This window comes from Paractinoplanes polyasparticus (assembly GCF_019710575.1).
Classification (GTDB): domain Bacteria; phylum Actinomycetota; class Actinomycetes; order Mycobacteriales; family Micromonosporaceae; genus Actinoplanes; species Actinoplanes polyasparticus.
The window spans coordinates 102,256-116,936 of record NZ_JAHWFK010000003.1; the positions used below are offsets into that span (position 1 = coordinate 102,256).

At 69.9% G+C, this 14,681-nt stretch carries 15 protein-coding genes; 4 read left to right on the forward strand and 11 right to left on the reverse strand.

Going from position 1 to position 14,681, the window contains the following annotated elements; genetic code table 11:
• Positions 1–43: 43 nt before the first annotated feature.
• The 9 genes from KXC43_RS05735 to KXC43_RS05775 form a co-directional block, all read right to left on the reverse strand.
• Complete coding sequence (locus KXC43_RS05735) at positions 44–1,360, reverse strand: nitrate/nitrite transporter (protein WP_221374879.1); 1,317 nt, start codon at positions 1,358–1,360, stop codon at positions 44–46.
• Entirely contained in the window at positions 1,357–1,659 is a 303-nt protein-coding gene (locus KXC43_RS05740) for a Rieske (2Fe-2S) protein (protein ID WP_221374880.1), read from the reverse strand. The genes KXC43_RS05735 and KXC43_RS05740 overlap by 4 nt, the downstream gene beginning before the upstream one ends.
• Positions 1,656–4,112 (reverse strand): nitrite reductase large subunit NirB, encoded by a 2,457-nt coding sequence (nirB, locus tag KXC43_RS05745; RefSeq protein WP_221374881.1) that lies wholly within the window; start codon positions 4,110–4,112, stop codon positions 1,656–1,658. The genes KXC43_RS05740 and nirB overlap by 4 nt, the downstream gene beginning before the upstream one ends.
• Positions 4,112–4,459: a molybdopterin oxidoreductase gene (locus tag KXC43_RS05750; RefSeq protein WP_221374882.1), complete on the reverse strand. Its 348-nt coding sequence runs from the start codon at positions 4,457–4,459 to the stop codon at positions 4,112–4,114. The genes nirB and KXC43_RS05750 overlap by 1 nt, the downstream gene beginning before the upstream one ends.
• 16 nt (positions 4,460–4,475) lie before the next feature.
• A complete protein-coding gene (locus tag KXC43_RS05755) occupies positions 4,476–6,533 on the reverse strand; it encodes a molybdopterin oxidoreductase family protein (RefSeq protein ID WP_221374883.1) in 2,058 nt (685 codons plus the stop codon).
• A gap of 68 nt (positions 6,534–6,601) precedes the next feature.
• Complete coding sequence (locus KXC43_RS05760; protein ID WP_308128972.1) at positions 6,602–7,258, reverse strand: sirohydrochlorin chelatase; 657 nt, start codon at positions 7,256–7,258, stop codon at positions 6,602–6,604.
• 95 nt (positions 7,259–7,353) lie between these two features.
• The gene (locus tag KXC43_RS05765) at positions 7,354–8,460 is read right to left on the reverse strand and encodes a uroporphyrinogen-III synthase (RefSeq protein ID WP_221374884.1); all 1,107 of its coding nucleotides are present in this window, start codon (positions 8,458–8,460) and stop codon (positions 7,354–7,356) included.
• A 93-nt stretch (positions 8,461–8,553) separates the two neighbouring features.
• Entirely contained in the window at positions 8,554–8,751 is a 198-nt protein-coding gene (locus KXC43_RS05770; protein ID WP_221374885.1) for a hypothetical protein, read from the reverse strand.
• A 4-nt stretch (positions 8,752–8,755) separates the two neighbouring features.
• Entirely contained in the window at positions 8,756–8,986 is a 231-nt protein-coding gene (locus KXC43_RS05775) for a hypothetical protein (RefSeq protein WP_221374914.1), read from the reverse strand.
• 175 nt (positions 8,987–9,161) lie between these two features.
• Between KXC43_RS05775 and KXC43_RS05780 the strand changes: the two genes are divergently transcribed.
• Positions 9,162–9,650, forward strand: a complete 489-nt coding sequence (locus tag KXC43_RS05780) for a GyrI-like domain-containing protein (RefSeq protein WP_221374886.1) — start codon at positions 9,162–9,164, stop codon at positions 9,648–9,650.
• Between the two features lie 3 nt (positions 9,651–9,653).
• On the opposite strand, the gene KXC43_RS05785 is transcribed toward KXC43_RS05780, so the two are convergent.
• Complete coding sequence (locus KXC43_RS05785) at positions 9,654–10,064, reverse strand: hypothetical protein (RefSeq protein ID WP_221374887.1); 411 nt, start codon at positions 10,062–10,064, stop codon at positions 9,654–9,656.
• A gap of 521 nt (positions 10,065–10,585) precedes the next feature.
• On the opposite strand from KXC43_RS05785, the gene KXC43_RS05790 reads away from it, so the two are divergent.
• Genes KXC43_RS05790 through KXC43_RS05800 form a run of 3 tightly spaced genes read left to right on the forward strand, consistent with a single transcriptional unit; the run spans position 10,586 to position 13,567 of the window.
• Complete coding sequence (locus KXC43_RS05790) at positions 10,586–11,272, forward strand: TetR/AcrR family transcriptional regulator (RefSeq protein WP_221374888.1); 687 nt, start codon at positions 10,586–10,588, stop codon at positions 11,270–11,272.
• Positions 11,262–12,701, forward strand: coding sequence for a flavin-containing monooxygenase (locus KXC43_RS05795; protein WP_221374889.1), 1,440 nt, complete (start codon positions 11,262–11,264; stop codon positions 12,699–12,701). The genes KXC43_RS05790 and KXC43_RS05795 overlap by 11 nt, the downstream gene beginning before the upstream one ends.
• Positions 12,698–13,567, forward strand: a complete 870-nt coding sequence (locus KXC43_RS05800; RefSeq protein WP_221374890.1) for an SDR family NAD(P)-dependent oxidoreductase — start codon at positions 12,698–12,700, stop codon at positions 13,565–13,567. Before KXC43_RS05795 ends, KXC43_RS05800 begins: the two co-directional genes overlap by 4 nt.
• Before the next feature lie 122 nt (positions 13,568–13,689).
• Here the strand turns inward: KXC43_RS05800 and KXC43_RS05805 are convergent, their stop codons facing one another.
• Entirely contained in the window at positions 13,690–14,190 is a 501-nt protein-coding gene (locus KXC43_RS05805) for a hypothetical protein (protein WP_221374891.1), read from the reverse strand.
• Positions 14,191–14,681: the final 491 nt, after the last annotated feature.

The window sequence follows — 14,681 nt, forward strand, 5'->3', positions numbered from 1 at the left end:
CCGGGCCGGAGGGCTCCGGCCCGGACTGGCGCGAGCATCCGGCTCAGACGCGTGTGGCGGCCGGGCGGAGGTAGACGACCCAGGTGACCAGGACGCAGAGGGCGTAGAAGGCGATGAACCCCAGGTACGCCGCGTCCGCCTCCTTGGTGGTCAGGAACGACTGGCGGAAGGCCAGGTTGACCAGCACTCCCCCGAAGGCGCCGATCGCGCCGGCGATGCCGATGACCGCGCCGGAGAGGCGGCGGGCCTCGTGGTGGTCGTGCGGGTGCTGGCGCTTGAAGATGGCCGGGATCATCTTGTACGTCGAGCCGTTGCCCACGCCGCTGAAGACGAACAGGGCGATGAAGCCGACGATGTACAGCGGCAGCGAGCGCAGCTGGGCTGCCAGCAACACGATCGACGCGCCGACCGCCATCGCGATGAAGTTGTAGAACGTGACCTTCGCTCCGCCCAGGCGGTCGGCCAGGGCGCCGCCGACGGGACGGATCAGCGAGCCGAGCAGCGGACCCAGGAACGTCAGGTAGGCGGCCTTGACCGGGGTGCTGAACACGTCGGCGAACTGCACCTGCAACACCTGGCCGAAGGCGAACCCGAAGCCGATGAACGAGCCGAACGTGCCGATGTAGAGCAGCGACATCACCCAGGTGTGCGGCTCGCGGACGGCGTCGCGCATGCCGCGCTTCTCGTTGCGGGCCTGCGAGAGGTTGTCCATGTAGAGGGCCGAGCCCAGCGCGGCCAGCACGATCAGCGGGATGTAGATGCCGGCCACCAGCCCCGGATTGCCCGCGCCGAAGACGGCCAGCACGAACAGGCCCACCAGTTGCACGGCCGCGACGCCCAGGTTGCCGCCGCCCGCGTTGATGCCGAGCGCCCACCCCTTGAGCCGGTCCGGGTAGTACGCGTTGATGTTCGTCATCGACGACGCGAAGTTGCCGCCGCCGACGCCGGCCACGGCCGCGATGATCAGCAGCGTCGAGAAGTCGACGCCGGGGCGGATGAGGAACGCCGCGAGCAACGACGGGATGAGCAGCAGGGCGGCGCTGAACACCGTCCAGTTGCGGCCGCCGAAACGGGCCACGGCGAAGCTGTACGGGATCCGCAGCGCCGCCCCGACCAGCGTCGGCACGGCGGTCAGCAGGAACTTGCCGGCCGGGTCGATCCCGTACTCGGGCCCGAGGAACAGCACGAGCACCGACCACAGTGACCAGACCGAGAAGCCGATGTGCTCCGACGTGATCGAGAAGATGAGGTTGCGCCGGGCGATCGGGGCGCCGGTGGTGTCCCAGAACTCGCGGTCCTCGGGACGCCAGTCGTCGATCCACTGACCCTTCAAAGAGGGCGCGGGCAAAGTAGCAGTCATGAGAGCTCCCCCAGCAGGATCTTGTCGTTGTCGATGTGCACGTCGTAGACCGCGAGATCGGGCTGGCCGCTCAGGGAACAGCCGGTCGTCAGGTCCCAGGCGTTCAGGTGCAGCGGGCACAGCACCTGCTTGAGGTCGATCTGCCCGTCGGCCAGCGGGCCGCCCTTGTGCGGGCAGACGGCCTGAGTGGCACGCACCGATCCGTCGCGCAGCCGGAAGACGGCGACCATCTCCCCGTCGACGGCGAAGGTGCGCCCTTCGCCGAGCGGGATCTCGTCGAGAAACCCGATGGCCCTCATGCGCGCACCGGAACCTGAGGCAGCACCGTCAGAGGCAGCGACGTGCGGAACTGGCCCGGTGTCGCCGGATCGTCGCGGTCCTTCCACGGGTCGCGGTAGGCGGCGACCGACGCGGCCATCGCCGCGTCCAGCTCCGCGGCGATCCCGTCGGCGTCGTCGACCACGATCTCGCGGACACGCTCGATGCCGATGCGCGGCACGAACGCGTACGTCCGCTCCAGCCAGTTCGCGTTCTCGCGGTAGTACTGCAGGAACCGCCCGGTCAGCGTGATGACTTCCTCGGCCGTGCCGACCGTCGTGAGCAGATCACCCTTGCGGACGTGGGCGCCGGCCGCGCCGCCCACGTAGATCTCCCATTTCCCGCCGTCGATGGCGACGACCCCGAGGTCCTTCACGTACGCCTCGGCGCAGTTCCGGGGGCAGCCGGTGACCGCGAGTTTCATCTTGCCCGGCCCCTCGATGCCCTGGTACCGCTCCTCCAACGCGATGCCGAGGGCGGTCGAGTCGCCCACGCCGAACCGGCAGAAGTCGGAGCCCACGCACGTCTTCACGGTCCGGAAACTCTTCCCGTACGCGTAACCGGATGGCATATCCAGATCGGCCCACACCTGGGGCAGCTTCTCCTTCGGTACGCCGAGAAGGTCGATCCGCTGCCCACCGGTGAGCTTGACCATCGGCACGCCGTGCTTCTCGGCCACCTCGGCGATGCGCCGCAGCTGGGCCGGAGTGGTGACGCCGCCCTTCATCTGCGGCACGACCGAGAATGTGCCGTCGCGCTGGATGTTGGCGTGCACCCGGTCGTTGATGAACCGGGCGTCGCGCTCGTCGACGTACTCCCCGCCCCACATCATCTTGAGCAGCGAGGCCAGGCCCATCTTGCTTTTCGCGTCCTCCTCACCGCCGAGCGTGGCGAACACCGCCGACACGGACTTCAGCGAGTGCACGCGGATCGCGTTCATCAGCTCCGGCTTGGGCATCGGAATGCCCGGCACGTAGTACGAGGCGGCCGGGTCCTCCTCGACCTCGCCGCCCGCGGCCCACTCGACGATCCGTTGCACGAGCGGCTTGCAGGTGCCGCAGCCCTTGCCGGCACGCGTCTTGTCCATGACACCGGTGACCGTCTTGCAGCCGGACTGGACCGTCGAGCAGATCGCCCCCTTGCTGACGCCGTTGCAGTTGCAGACCTGCTCGTCGTCGGCCATCTCCTCGACCTTGACCTCGCCGGCCGGGCCGCCCAGGTCGAACATCAGCTCGGCCCGTTCCTCGGGCAGCGCCAGCCCACGGTCGAAGGCCTGCATGAGGAAGGCGACCTTCTTGACGTCGCCGACCATGGTGGCTCCCACGAGGCGTCCGTCGCGGATGATGACGTTCTTGTAGATGCCCTTGCGCGGCTCGGTGAACGTGAGCGACTCGTCGTCGTCGCGCTCCGGCCCCTTGAGGCCCATGGCCGCCACGTCGACGCCGGCCACCTTGAGCTTGGTGGCCACCTGCGAGCCGTGGTACTCGGCGAACGGGTTGACGCCGGTGAGGTGGTCGGCGAGCACCTTCGCCTGGTCCCACAGCGGCGCCACGAGGCCGTAGACCTCGCCGCGGTGCTGGGCGCACTCGCCCACCGCGTAGATGTCGTCCTCGTCCTGGCAGCGCATCTGGTCGTCGACGACGATGCCGCGTCCGACGGGCAGGCCACTGGCCGCGGCCATCTCGGCGTTGGCCCGGATGCCGGCCGCCACCACCACGACGTCGCACGGGATGACCCGGCCGTCGCCCAGTTTCACGCCGGTCACCGCGTGCTTGCCGAGGATCTCGGTGGTCTGGCCGTTGACGACGACCTCGATGCCCAGTCGCGATTCGATCGAGGACTTGAGCGTCTCGCCGGCGACCTCGTTCAGCTGGGCGTTCATGAGGTGGCCGGCGGCGTGCACCAGGGTCACGTGCGGCAGGTGGTTCTGCAGGCCACGCGCGGCCTCCAGGCCCAGCAGGCCGCCGCCGATGACCACGGCGCGCTGGTGCTCCTTGGCGTACCGGATCATCGACCGTGTGTCGTCGAGCGTGCGGAACGCGAAGACCCCTTGGTGGTAACCGCGTCCGGGCCGGTGGATGCCGGGGATCGGCGGCACGAAGGCCCGGCTGCCGGTGGCGATGATGAGCTTGTCGTACGGGGTCTCGGTGCCGTCCTCGGCATAGACCCGCTTGGCGAAACGGTCGATGCGCTCGATGCGGGTGCCCGTGTGCAGGGTGATGCCGTTGTCGGCGTACCAGGAAAGGTCGTTCAGGAAGATGCCGGACTCGTCCTCGACGCCCGCGAGGACGTTGGACAGCATGATGCGGTTGTAGTTGCCGTACGGCTCGTCGCCGAACATCGTGATGTCGAAGTCGCCGCCACGGGCCAGGATCTCCTCGACCGTGCGGGCGCCGGCCATGCCGTTGCCGATGACCACGAGACGTGTGCGCATCAGATCTCCACCAGCCCGAGGTCGACGACCACGGTGCCGGAGACACCGGCCGGCGCGGCCAGCCACAGCTCCACCGCGGTTCCGGCGACCAGGTCCTCGACCACGCGCAGCGGCACGTGGACGTCGCCTTTGGCCCCGATCGGGAAGTACCGCATCGGGCTGCCGTCCCGCATCAGCACGACACTGACGAGTTCGGCGGCTGCGTTGCCGCCCCGGAAATAGACGGCCTGCGCGGTGATGCCGCCGGGCACCACATAGGACAGCGCGGGGTCGATCGGGGCGGGCCGGTCGAGACCTTTACCCTCGAACGAATAGACGCCTTGCAGGAATCGTGGGGTGGAGTGCACCGCTGATCGGTTCCTCTCACTGAGGTTGCAGACGGGTGATGGCGACCGCGCACGCCTTGAATTCGGGCATCCGCGAGTGCGGGTCGAGGGCCGGGTTGGTGAGCGCGTTCGCACCCGGCCAGTGGAAGGGGGCGAAGACGGTGTCCGGGCGGATCCCGTCGGACAGCCGGGCCCGCAGCACCGCGGCGCCGCGGCGGCTGCGCAGCTCGACCAGGTCGCCTTCGGCGATGCCGTGGCGGCGGGCCAGGTCGGGGTGGATCTCGGCGCGGGGCTCGGGCAGCGCCACATTGAGCGCCTTCACCCGCCGGGTCTGGGTGCCGCTCTGGTAGTGCTGCATGTTGCGGCCGGTCGTGAGCACGTACGGGTAGGTCTTGTCGGGCGTTTCCGCGGGGTCGCGATGCTCCACGCGCATGAATCGGGCGCGCCCGTCCGGCGTCGGGAAGCCGTCCGCGAACAAACGGGGCGTGCCCGGGTGGTCCTCGGCCGGGCACGGCCAGAAGACACCGTCCTCGGCCTCGATGCGCTCGTACGTGATGCCGGCGTAGTCGGCGATACCGCCGGCGCTGGCCCGGCGCAGCTCGTCGAAGACCGTACGCGGGTCGCTGCTCTCCTCGCGGCCCAGACGCCGCGCCAGCTCGGCCAGCGTCTCCAGGTCGGTCTTCACGTCGGGCGGCGGGTCCAGCGCGCGCTTGCGGCGGATCACGCGGCCCTCGAGGTTGGTCATCGTGCCCTCCTCCTCGGCCCACTGGGCGGTCGGGAGGACGACATCGGCCAGCTCCGCGGTCTCGGAGCGGAAGATGTCGGAGACAACGAGGAAGTCGAGCGCCGCGAGCTTGCTCCGCACGAGGTTGCTGTTCGGGGCGCTGACCACGATGTTGCTGGCCAGCACCATCAGCACCCGGAGGCTGTCGTCGGTGAGCATCTCGTACGCCGAGCGGCCGGGTCCGGGCAGGTCGTCGGGGTCGACGCCCCACACCGCGGCGACGTGCCGGCGGGCCGCCGGATCGTCCAGCTTCCGGTATCCCGGGAGCTGATCGGCCTTCTGTCCGTGCTCCCGGCCGCCCTGCCCGTTGCCCTGGCCGGTGATGGTCCCGTACCCGGAAGAGGGCCGGCCGACCAGACCGAGGGCCAGGGCCAGATTGAGGTACGCCTGGGCGGTGTCGGTGCCGTTGCTGTGCTGTTCGGCGCCGCGCGCGGTCAGGATCATCGCCGGTCCCTGCGTGGCCAGCAGGCGCACGGTCTCCCGCAGGTGCTTTTCCGGTACGCCGGTCATGCGCTCGACGCGCTCGGGCCAGTACGAGTTGGTCGACGCCCGCACGGCATCGAACCCGGTGGTGCGGGCCCGGACGAAGTCCTCGTCGACGTAACCCTCACGAATCGCTATGTGCAGCATCCCGTTGGCCAGGGCGAGGTCGGTGCCGGGCAGTGGTTGCAGGTGCAGATGCGCCCCCGCAGCGGTGTTGGTGCGGCGCGGGTCGACGACGACGTGACGCGCGCCGTGCTCACGGCCGGCATCCAGATATTGCATGCTCGGCGGCATCGCGTCGGCCGGGTTGGCCCCGACGAGCAGGATCGTCTTCGCCTGCGCCAGGTCCTCGATCGGGAACGGCAGCCCGCGGTCGATGCCGAGCGACCGGTTGGCCGCGGTGGCCGCGCTCGACATGCAGAAGCGGCCGTTGTAGTCGATCGACGAGCTCCGCAGCGCGACCCGGACGAATTTGCCGAGCGCGTAAGCCTTCTCGTTCGTCAGGCCACCCCCGCCGAACGCCCCGACGCTGTCCCGCCCGTGCTTCTGCTGCGCCGTCGTGATGGCGGTGGTGATGGCCTCGAGGGCCTCGTCCCACGTGGCCTCGCGGAGCGGACTGGTGCGATTCCCCGCTTCCTTGCGGACCAGAGGCGTCAGCAGCCGATCCCGATGATCCAGCAGGTCGGCCGCGGTGAACCCCTTGGCGCACAGGCCGCCCTTGTTGACCGGGAATTCGCGCGGCTCGAGCTTGACCCGCGGGATCCCGGGGGTCAGCGTCATGCCGCACTGCAGTGCGCAGTAGGGGCAGTGCGTATCGGTCGCCGTCACACCCCGAATACTCGGGGTCGTTTGTTTACCGCCGGGACCGCCGTCGTTGCGACGCCGTACGGAAAACCCTACAAGCGGGTGTTCGCCGATGTGAGGAGCGCGGATTCGTAGCGGCGCAGCACGAGGTCGGTCACCTCGGGGTCGAGACACAGCGGCGGGGTGACCGAGTCGGCGCCGACCTTGCCCAGGCTGCGGTAGAAGAGTCCGTCGGCCAGAAAGTACGCCGCGACGGCAATGCGCCGTGCGCCCTGCCGACGGAGGTCGGCGACCACGTCAGGTACGCGTGCCCCCGGCCCCGAGACGTATCCGGCGCGCGCGCCGATCCGGACCGCCAGCTGCTCGACGTCGGCGCGCCAGGCCGGGTCGGAGGAGCCGGCGGCGGCCAGCACCACGGCGTCGGCGGCGGGCAGATGGCGGAGCATGCCGGCGAGCAGCACGTCGTCCGGGCCGAGGGGTCTGGTCACGGGAATCCGGGTGCCGGCCACGGCTTCGGCTATGTCGACCCGTACGTGATAGCCCGCTGACAGCAGCAGCGGCACGACCACAGCGTAGGGCAGCACGCGGGTGAACTCGGCAACCTTGGGCTCCTGAACGTCCACGTAGCTGAGGCGGACGTCGAGACCGGGGCGGCGGGCGGCGACCCGGGCGACGAGGTCGCGGATCTGGGCCTGGCCGGCGGGGCTGCGGGTGCCGTGCGCGACGGCGATGAGAGCGGGCATGGGCATGCGAAGTCCTTCCGATCGGGGCTTCGCCGCGACGTTGCGGCCGTTCGGGCGGCACTCGGCCCGACCGGCCGGTCCGGGTGCTCGGCGTCTGACGCTCAGGCGGCCGGCTCGTCGAGGCGGAGGCGGTAGCCGCGTTTGATGACTGTCTCGATGTGGCGGCCGGAGCCGAGCGCTGTCCGCAGGCGGGCCACGGCGACGTCGACCGCGTGGCCGTCGTTGCCACGGGGCAGGGCGGCGATCAGCTGCTCCTTCGAGACGACCACGCCGGGGCGCGCCGCCAGCGACGACAGGATGGCCATCGCGGCCGGGGCGAGCGTGTGCGGCACCCCGTCGATGAGGACGGCGTGGCCACGCATCTCCAGCGTCGAACCGGCCACGTTCAGCTTCACCGAGCGCCGCGGCAACTCGTCCGTCAGCGTCTTGATGAGGGCGCCCAGGCGGTAGCGCTCGGGCATCACGATCGGGATGCCGCGGTCGGTGAGCGGCCCGGCCGTGACCGGCCCGACGCAGGCGGCCACCGTGGCGCCGGTGCGGAACTCCTCCAGCACGGCGGGTTGCGACTCCCCCGCCACCCGCAGGAACGCCTTGACCGCGGGCGCGCTCGTGAACGTCACGGCGTCGATCTGCCCGGCCGCGATCTGATCGACGAGACGGCGTACGGGACCCAGGTCGGACGGAAGCACCCAGCGATACACCGGCACCTCGACGACCGCCGCGCCCGCCCCACGCAGAGCGGCCACGAACTCGGTCTGCGGCTCGCCGTGCTCCTGCACCACGATCCGCCGCCCGGCCACGCCGTCGGCGAGCAGCCGTTCCAGGATCTCGTCGGTCGACTCGGTCTTGGCCGCCCAATCCTCGGTGAGCCCGGCCGCCCGGATCGCCCCGCACGGCTTCGGCCCCCGCGCGATGATCCGGGCCCGGCCCAGCACCTCACGCAGCCGCTCGGCCATCCCCCAGCCCTCGGCTGCCTCGAGCCAGCCGCGGAACCCGAAGCCGGTCGTCGCGACGACGAGGTCGGGCTCGAGCCCGATGCAGGCCGCGGTGGCCGCGTGCAGCGCGTCGTCGTCGGCCAGCGGCACGATGCTGATGGCCGAGGCGGTGACAACCCGGGCGCCCCGCCGCGCGAGCAGCGCCGCCATCTCGTCGCGCCGCCTCTCCGCGGTCACGGCCACGGTGAAGCCGGTCAGTACACCCTCGGTCATCCCGTCAGGGTTACCACGCCTCATTACCGCAAGGTCGTCGTCGTGTTTCGGCCGCAATAAGCCGACCTCACATCGACCCGGCCCCTGCGGTGATCAACTGAGGAAGTCGCCGTCCGACTCGTCCTGGATCCGGCGCACGGCGGCGAGCAGGTGAAACACTTCGATCCGCCCGTCCAGGAACCCCATCCGGTAGTCCGCCCCGGTGGTCGCATGGCTCGCACGCACCGGGTCCCGGTGCCCGGCGATGCCGTCGGACCGCCCGGTGACGTACGCGAAGATCTCGTCATCCATGATGTCAGCGCTTGCCGTCCATCGCCTTGCGGATGGCCGCGATCAGATCGGCCTCGAACGCCTCGCGCTCGCCGTCGGCCAGCCCCACGCGATAGTCCGCGTCGTCCCCGCGCTCGCGGTCGTGGCGCCTCGCCACACCGTCGGCACGCCCCTCGTCATAGGCCCGCAGGGCAAAGTCAGCGCTGTCCAACCGATCCTCCTCGAACGCCTCAGCCGCGCGTTCGAGCGCAGACACCGCAAACCAATCTCACATGACGGTCCGACCTTTTCCACCCCCCGATCCGGCCCGCCCGAAACCTTAAAGTCCGAGGTCAAGAGTGCGATCAGACAGAATCAGTTCGGAATCATTACTGCAGGTCACCGAGCAATTCCCGAGCGTCACAGTCGCGCCGGAAAGATACGCTGCTCCGGTGGAGATCCTCGACGGCCCAAGGGCGGCGGCCAAACCCGAGCGCCACACCGCCGGCATCCGTGTGGTCACCCCGTTCCGGGGCATGTTCGCCGTCCGCGACAAGCTGATGGACGAGCTCTACACCTGGCTCGACGCCCGCGATCTGACGTACGGCCCGACGCTGTTCCGCCTGCACGTGGTGAACATGGAAGCCGACATGGACGTCGAGGTGGCGGTGATTCTGGACGACCCGGTAAAAGGCGACGACCGCGTTACCGCAGGCATTCTTCCGGCCGGCGAATACGCATTCCTGAAATACGTCAACCACGGCCGCCAGGCCAACAAGACCCTCCTCGAATGGGTCCGCGCCCAGAATCTCGCCCTGGACGTCCGCGAGGACCCCTCCGGCGACCGGTTCGGGTGCCGCTACGAGGCCTACCTGACGGATCCGCGCACCGAACGCATGAAGACCCGCTGGCAGATCGAGCTCGCGATCCGTTTGGCCTGACGACTAGTTGGCGGCCTCCGTCAGACGCGGCCACCAGCGCTGGACAGCATCGATCGCGTCCAGCAGGTCGTCCGCCACCTGTGGGCCTCCGACGCTCCGCACGATTCCCGTCGCCACGGACAGCGTGCTCAGGCAATCGTCCAGGTCGAAGCCCTCGAGGCACCGACGGAGCAGTTCCAGCTCGGCCGGTCCGACGCGCTCGCCCCAGATACGGGAGCCCTGGGTCAGCAGGGCACGGCGGCCTGCCACATCGGCATTGTCCGGCAACAGATGACCGAGCGCCCGTGCGTGGTGCGCTACGGGCACGTTCGGCACAATCGTTCCGAGGACATGTCCGCGGTGATAGTGGTTGTGATGGCCGGCGATGACGTCGATCGCCTCGTCGATGAGCCCGGCGGGCACGAACCGGAGCACACCGGTGATGGCGTCGGGGCGGCCCTTTGAGTGACAAGGCGCCGGGCCCGGGCCACTTCGGACACGTAATTCGCGACGGTGCCCGCCTGCTCGTGAGCCGCGTACCAGAGATTGCCGCCTTGGTACTCGACAGCCAGCAACCGGTGCAGCTCCGGCTCCCGGGCTGCCCGCTCCAAGTGGTGGGCCAGATTGCGCAGGGCATATCCGCTGTGCGGGCCGGCGGCCGTCGCCGGGTGGCCGGCGAGCGCCGGCAACCCGGCGTCCAGGCCGCCGAACGACCGGAGGTGGGAATCGGCGATCCGGGAGTGCGCTTGCCTGGTGAGCCGGCTCAGGGAGGGTCGGAGCAGGCCGGTGACGCTCCGGTCGACCGAGCCCGCCACGCAGTTGCGCTCATCCGGCTCCTCGGAAGCGTCCGCTTCCTGTGATGGTATGACCCGGACGGACCGAATCCACGCCCTGAGCGGACCGGAGCGAATCCCGAGCGACTTGACGTTACCCGGGGTAACAGTTACTTGTAGTACATGAAGCCGGGGCAGACAGCGGTGAACACCGACGGCCGGCGCGGGCGCTGGGCCGGCCATCGTGAGCAGCGCCGGGCCGAGCTCACCGAGGCCGCCATCGATGCGATCCGGCAGCTCGGCCCCGAGGTCGGCATGGAGGCCATCGCCGCCCACGCCGGGGTCAGCAAGCCCGTTCTCTACCGCTACTTCGCCGACAAGTCGGAGCTGTGGCTGGCGGTCGGTCAGCGCTCCGGGGCCCTGGTGCTCGACGCGATCGTGCCGGCCGTGGCCGCCGTCCGTGAGGAACGCGAGGCCGTCGGCGCGGCGGTCGACGCCTACCTGGCCCACATCGCCGCCGACACCAACCTCTACCAGTTCGTCGTGCACCAGCCCGGGATCGCGCGCCAGCACGACGTGGTCGCCGACGTGGTCGACACGGTGGCCAGCGGGCTGGCGCGGATCTTCGGCGATCGGCTGCGGGCCCGGGGGCTCGACTCGGGCGCCGCGCTGCCCTGGGCGTACGGGGTGGTGGGGTATGTGCAGTCGGTCGGCGACTGGTGGTTGCGGCAGCAGCAGCCGATCAGCCGCGAAGCGCTGGCCGACTATCTGACAACCTTCCTGTGGAGCGGGGTATCCGGGATCCGGCACGCGGCCGACGTGCCGGGCGGGCTGGCGGCCTACCGGAAGGAGACCAGCAGTGGACGGTGACCACGTCGACGTCCTGATCATCGGGGCCGGCCTGTCCGGCATCGGCGCCGCCTGGCGACTGCAGGAAGCTTTCCCCACCAAGTCGTACGCGGTTCTGGAGGCGCGCGACGCCATCGGGGGCACCTGGGACCTGTTCCGTTACCCCGGCATCCGCTCCGACTCGGACATGTTCACGCTCAGCTACCCCTTCCGGCCGTGGACGGACACGCAGTCGCTGGCCTCCGGTGACAAGATCCGGGCGTACATCCGCCAGACCGCGCAGGACGCCGGGATCACCCGCCACATCCGGTTCGGGGCGAAGGTGGTCGCGGCCGACTGGTCGTCGCCGGACTCGCGCTGGAGCGTCCGGCTGGCCGACGGTTCGATTCTGACGTGCGATTTCCTGTACGCCTGCACGGGCTACTACTCGTACGAGGCCGGGTATCAGCCCGACTTCGCCGGCCTCGCGTCGTACGGCGGGCGGTTGGTGCACCCGCAGTCGTGGCCCGACGACCTCGACTACCGGGGCAAGCGCGTCGTCGTGATCGGCAGCGGGGCGACCGCGGTGACCCTGGTGCCGGCGATGTCGCCGACGGCGGCGCACGTGACGATGCTGCAGCGCTCCCCCACGTACCTGACCTCGCTCCCCCGCCGTGACGTGATCGCCGACGGGCTGCGCCGGGTGCTGCCGGCCAAGCCGGCCAACGCGCTCGTCCGGGCCAAGAACATTCTGCTCACCCAGGGCTTCTATCAGCTCGCCCGGCGGCGCCCGCAACGCGTGCGCAAGGCGCTGCGCACGATGGCGGTGCGCGGACTGGGTGACGAGGCCTATGTGGACGAACATTTCAAGCCGGCGTACGACCCGTGGGACCAGCGGCTGTGCGTGATCCCGGGCGGCGACCTGTGGGAGGAGATCCGCGCCGGCCGCGCGTCCGTGGTCACCGATCACATCGACACGTTCGTGCCGTCCGGGATCCGGCTGCGGTCGGGACGTGTGCTCGAGGCTGACATCGTCGTCTCGGCCACCGGGCTGAGGCTGCTGCCGTTGGGCGGCGTCGAGGTCTCGATCGACGGTTCCCCTGTCACGATCGGTGAGCGGGCCGCCTACCGGGGTCTCATGCTCAGCGGGGTGCCCAATCTGGCCTACTGCATCGGGTACGTCAACGCGTCGTGGACGCTGCGGGCCGATCTGTCCCACCGGTACGTCATGCGGCTGCTGCGGCACATGCAGAAGCACCGGCTCGCCGTGGCCACCCCGACAGCCCCCGAGGGCACCGGCCGTCCGCTCCTCGACCTCTCCTCCGGGTACGTGCAACGCGCGCTCGACCTCTTCCCGCGTCAGGGCGACCGGGCGCCGTGGATCGTGCGGCAGAACTACCTGCGTGACGTGGTCACCACTCCGCGGGCCGACGTCACCCGCGACATGACCTTCCAGGAGGTAGCTTCATGACCCCGTACCGGTTCGCCGGGCGCACCGCCGTCCTGACCGGCGCCGCCAGCGGCATCGGCGAGCAGTTGGCGTACGGCCTGGCCCAGCGCGGCAGTCATCTCGTGCTCGTCGACGTCGCGCCGCTCGACGCGGTCGCCGCCCGCATCCGGGAGGCACACCCCGCCCTGCAGGTCGAGACCCTCCAGGCCGACCTGAGCGACCGGGCCGAGGTCACGGCCGTCGCCGATCGGGTGCTGTCCGCCCATCCCGCCCTCGGCCTGCTGATCAACAACGCCGGCATCGCGCTCGGCGGCCGCTTCGACCAGGTGACTGTGGACGAGTTCGAGACCGTGATGAACGTGAACTTCCGCGCCCCGATGCTGTTGACCCACGCGCTGCTGCCCGCGCTCACGGCCACGCCGGGCGGCCACCTCGTCAACGTGTCCAGCCTGTTCGGGCTCATCGCGCCGTACGGCCAGAGCGCGTACTCGGCGAGCAAGTTCGCCCTGCGTGGCCTGAGCCAGGTGCTGCGAGCCGAACTGGCCGAGAACGGCGTGGGAGTCACGACCGTGCACCCCGGCGGCATCCGGACCAGCATCGCGACCAGCGCCCGCATGGGCAGCAAGGTGCCCGTCGACGAGATCGCCCCGCAGTTGCGGTCGTTCGACGCCCTGCTGACGTTTCCGCCCGAGAAGGCGGCTGCCCAGATCCTCGACGCCGTGACCCGCCGCCGGGCCCGCCTGCTGATCGCCTCCAGCGCCAAGCTGCCCGACCTGCTGGCCCGCCTCGCACCGGTCGGCCACACGAAGCTCATAGCCCTCGTCACCGCGGCGGTGAACAGCCGCAGCCGCCCCGGCGCGGCATCGCCGAATCCCGTCGCCGACTAAGGCGTGTTCGCATGTGGCCGACAAGGGCTACAGCAGCGACGCCTTTCGGCGGGCGTGCATCGAGCGCGGCACCGAACCACCACCCCGGTCACCTGCCGCTGCCGGCCGCGCTGACCCGGCGCCTACACACTGACCCATTCGGTGCAGTGAATGCCCGTGAAGGAATGTCCGAAAATGCGGTCCTTCTTCAGGTCGACGTTCTTCTTCGTCTGCTGCTTGAATTTCAGCGAGCTGACCTCACCGCAGGCCCGTACTGCGTTGAAGCCGCTGGTGCTCCACGCCGTGGTGTAAGTGCTGTGGTGGTTGTTCGGCGCCACCTTGCGGATGGCGGACTGCTCCCAGTTCGCCCCGCCGTCGCTGGAGCGGTCGAGCCACACGTCACCGCGGAAGTCCCAGCCGGGCGTCAAGCCGCTCAACAGGCCCCACGCGCATCCGGCCGCAGCGGAATAGCGCAGCGTCACATCCCCCCGGCCCAGCGACACCGTGGCCGGCTCGGTGAAGTCACCCGACTCCGCGAGTTCAGCAGCGCCGGCCCGGGTCTCGGAACACCCGGCTGCCTGCGCCGGCGAACCGGACGCCACCAACCCGGCTCCCGCGATTGGTGCCGCGAGCAGAGCCGCCATCGGCCGGACCCGGCTGCCAATTCTGATCATCTTTGATCCCTTCGGCCACGGCACACAGCTGCGTGCGTCCTCTTACCTTCGGTCGCAGACGGCCTGTTCACCAAACGGATGAGCACCCTCGAAAAGGTGACTTGCGCTCGAACCGTCAACGAGCGAAAAAGCAATTACGCCGGCCGGACACCGCCTTTACCTTGGTTGTCACCAGCCCACCAGCAAGAAGCAACCGATGAGTCGCCGACCCGCTGAACACAATTCGCAGCATCCGCTGTGACGTTCGGCTGTCCGCGTATTCGCGGTGCACATCAGGTAGGTGGCCCACCGCAGCAGGGTGAGCCGCAGGGTCGGGGCGACGGGCGATCGCCCGGCCGAGGCTGTCACGTCGGCAGAGGCCGTGAACAGATCTCACGCCCGCATCCGTGCTCGCGGTGAACGCGTCGTCGTCACCCTCAAGACATGGAAAGCCGTGGCCAAGCCGCGCTGCAGCCCGTCCC

Bases quoted from the DNA above. Each gene is read 5' to 3' on its own strand.
- KXC43_RS05735 (WP_221374879.1), bottom strand. From the start codon at position 1,360: ATGACTGCTACTTTGCCCGCGCCCTCTTTGAAGGGTCAGTGGATCGAC.
- KXC43_RS05740 (WP_221374880.1), bottom strand. From the start codon at position 1,659: ATGAGGGCCATCGGGTTTCTCGACGAGATCCCGCTCGGCGAAGGGCGC.
- nirB (WP_221374881.1), bottom strand. From the start codon at position 4,112: ATGCGCACACGTCTCGTGGTCATCGGCAACGGCATGGCCGGCGCCCGC.
- KXC43_RS05760 (WP_308128972.1), bottom strand. From the start codon at position 7,258: ATGCCCATGCCCGCTCTCATCGCCGTCGCGCACGGCACCCGCAGCCCC.
- KXC43_RS05765 (WP_221374884.1), bottom strand. From the start codon at position 8,460: ATGACCGAGGGTGTACTGACCGGCTTCACCGTGGCCGTGACCGCGGAG.
- KXC43_RS05770 (WP_221374885.1), bottom strand. From the start codon at position 8,751: ATGGATGACGAGATCTTCGCGTACGTCACCGGGCGGTCCGACGGCATC.
- KXC43_RS05790 (WP_221374888.1), top strand. From the start codon at position 10,586: ATGAAGCCGGGGCAGACAGCGGTGAACACCGACGGCCGGCGCGGGCGC.
- KXC43_RS05800 (WP_221374890.1), top strand. From the start codon at position 12,698: ATGACCCCGTACCGGTTCGCCGGGCGCACCGCCGTCCTGACCGGCGCC.
- KXC43_RS05805 (WP_221374891.1), bottom strand. From the start codon at position 14,190: ATGGCGGCTCTGCTCGCGGCACCAATCGCGGGAGCCGGGTTGGTGGCG.